The organism is Mycobacterium sp. E342, assembly GCF_001667665.1.
Classification (GTDB): Bacteria; Actinomycetota; Actinomycetes; order Mycobacteriales; family Mycobacteriaceae; genus Mycobacterium.
This window is the reverse complement of sequence record NZ_LZJM01000027.1, coordinates 1-1,924: the sequence shown is the minus strand read 5'-3', so window position 1 is coordinate 1,924 and position 1,924 is coordinate 1. Positions and strand designations below refer to the sequence as shown.

Genomic DNA, 1,924 nt, shown 5'->3' with positions numbered 1-1,924 from the left:
CGACCACCAGTTCGTGGGTGAGCACGGGGTTGGGCCGCATGAAGGCGGCCCCCAGCGGGAAGAACGGAACGAACGCGATGCCGCGCGCCGCGCACTCGTCGAGAACCGGCTGAGATGACCGGTCGACGAGATTGAACGCATTTTGCACGCAAGCGATTTCGCTGCGGTCCAGGGCGTGCAGCAGGTCTTCACGGTTGACGTTGCTCAGGCCGATGCCGCCGATCAGCCCGTCGTCGCGCGCTTGGATCATGGCCGAGAGCTGCTCGTCGAAGAGCTGATCCGGACCGTCGCTCTCGAACACGCGCAGGTTGACCGCGGCCAATTGGTCGACGCCGAGCGCGCGCAGGTTGGTCTCGATGTCGCGGCGCAGGTCGGCCGGGTCGTCGACCGGGAGCCAGCCGCCGCTGTGGTCGCGGCGCCCGCCGACCTTGCTCACCAGCGCCAGGTTCTCCGGGTAGGGATGCAGTGCCTCGCGGATCAGCTCGTTGGCCACGTCGGGGCCGTAGTACTGCGCGGTGTCGATGTGGTCGACGCCGAGTTCGACCGCCCGCCGCAGCACGGCCAGCGCCTCGTCGCGGTCCCGGGGCGGACCGAACACGTTCGGACCCGGCAACTGCATCGCGCCGAAGCCCACCCGGGAGACCGAAAAGCGACCGAGTGGAAAGGAATCCATGGGTTGAGGTTAGCGTCGAAGCATGGACACGTTTCAAGCGCTCGTCGCCCGCCAAGAGGGTGACCGGATAACCGCGTCGATCGAGACTTTGCGCCCCTCGGACCTCCCACCCGGTGAGGTGACGATCCGGGTGCTCTATTCGAGCGTCAACTACAAGGACGCGCTGGCGCTGACCCCGCGCGGCGGCGTGGTGCGCAGCTACCCGGTGGTGCCGGGCATCGACCTGACCGGCGAGGTCGTCGAGTCCGGGTCGCCCGACTTCGCCGTCGGCGAGAAGGTGCTGGCCCACGGGTACCAGATCGGCACCGGCCACCACGGCGGCTACGCCGAATACGCGCGGCTGCCGGCCGACCAGGTCGTCGCGCTCGGCGCGTTGAGCCCACGGGACGGCGCTGCGATCGGCACCGCCGGCTTCACCGCCGCGATGAGCGTGCAGGCGCTGATCGACTGGGGCGTTCAGCCCGGTGCCGGGCCGGTGGTCGTCACCGGCGCCTCCGGCGGAGTCGGCTCGGTCAGCGTGGACCTGCTGGCCGCCACGGGCTATCGGGTGGTCGCCTCGACCGGCAAGGAGTCGGCGGCGGGCCTGCTGAAAGAGCTTGGCGCCGCGGACATTATCGGCCGGCTGCCGGAGGATCCCGACGCCAAGCCGCGGCCGCTGGCCAAGGCGCGCTGGGCGGCCGCGGTGGATTGCGTGGGCGGCGCGACGCTGGCCGACGTGCTGAGCGCCGTCGACTACGGCGGGGCGGTGGCCTGTAGCGGCCTGACCGGTGGCCCGGCGTTGCACACCACGGTGATGCCGTTCATCCTGCGCGGCATCGCGCTGTTGGGAATGGACTCGGTGCAGATGCCGATCGACCGGCGCCGCAAACTGTGGGCGCTGCTGGGCGATTCACTGAGGCCGCGCCATCTGGACTCGCTCACCAGCGACGTCGACGTCAAGGATGTGGTCGATGTGCTGGACCAGGTGCGCGCCGGCAAGTTCACCGGGCGTGCGGTGGTGCGGGTGGCCGACGGATTTTGAGTCGGCAGTAGGCTGTCCGACCATGCGAGCTGCACGGGTGACCCGGCTGGACGGGCCGGACGCGATAGAGGTGGCCGAGGTCGACGAACCGTCCGGTGACGGCGTGGTCGTCGACGTGCACGCCGCGGGCGCCGCCTTCCCCGACGCGCTGCTGACCCGGGGCCTCTATCAATACCGGCCCGAACCGCCGTTCGTGCTGGGAGCGGAGATCGCCGGCGTGGTGCGCTCGG

The 1,924-nt window shown here is 70.3% G+C and carries 2 protein-coding genes and 1 pseudogene; 2 read left to right on the top strand and 1 reads right to left on the bottom strand.

The annotated features are described in order from the left end of the window. On the bottom strand, positions 1 to 673 hold a 673-nt coding region (locus A5692_RS01565; protein ID WP_068051384.1), incomplete at its 3' end, for an aldo/keto reductase. Between the two features lie 22 nt (positions 674 to 695). Here A5692_RS01565 and A5692_RS01560 point away from each other — a divergent pair. After that, positions 696 to 1,694: an acryloyl-CoA reductase gene (locus A5692_RS01560; protein ID WP_068051382.1), complete on the top strand. Its 999-nt coding sequence runs from the start codon at positions 696 to 698 to the stop codon at positions 1,692 to 1,694. A 22-nt stretch (positions 1,695 to 1,716) separates the two neighbouring features. Further along, positions 1,717 to 1,924, top strand: a pseudogene (locus tag A5692_RS01555) (NADPH:quinone oxidoreductase family protein); the annotation flags it as partial.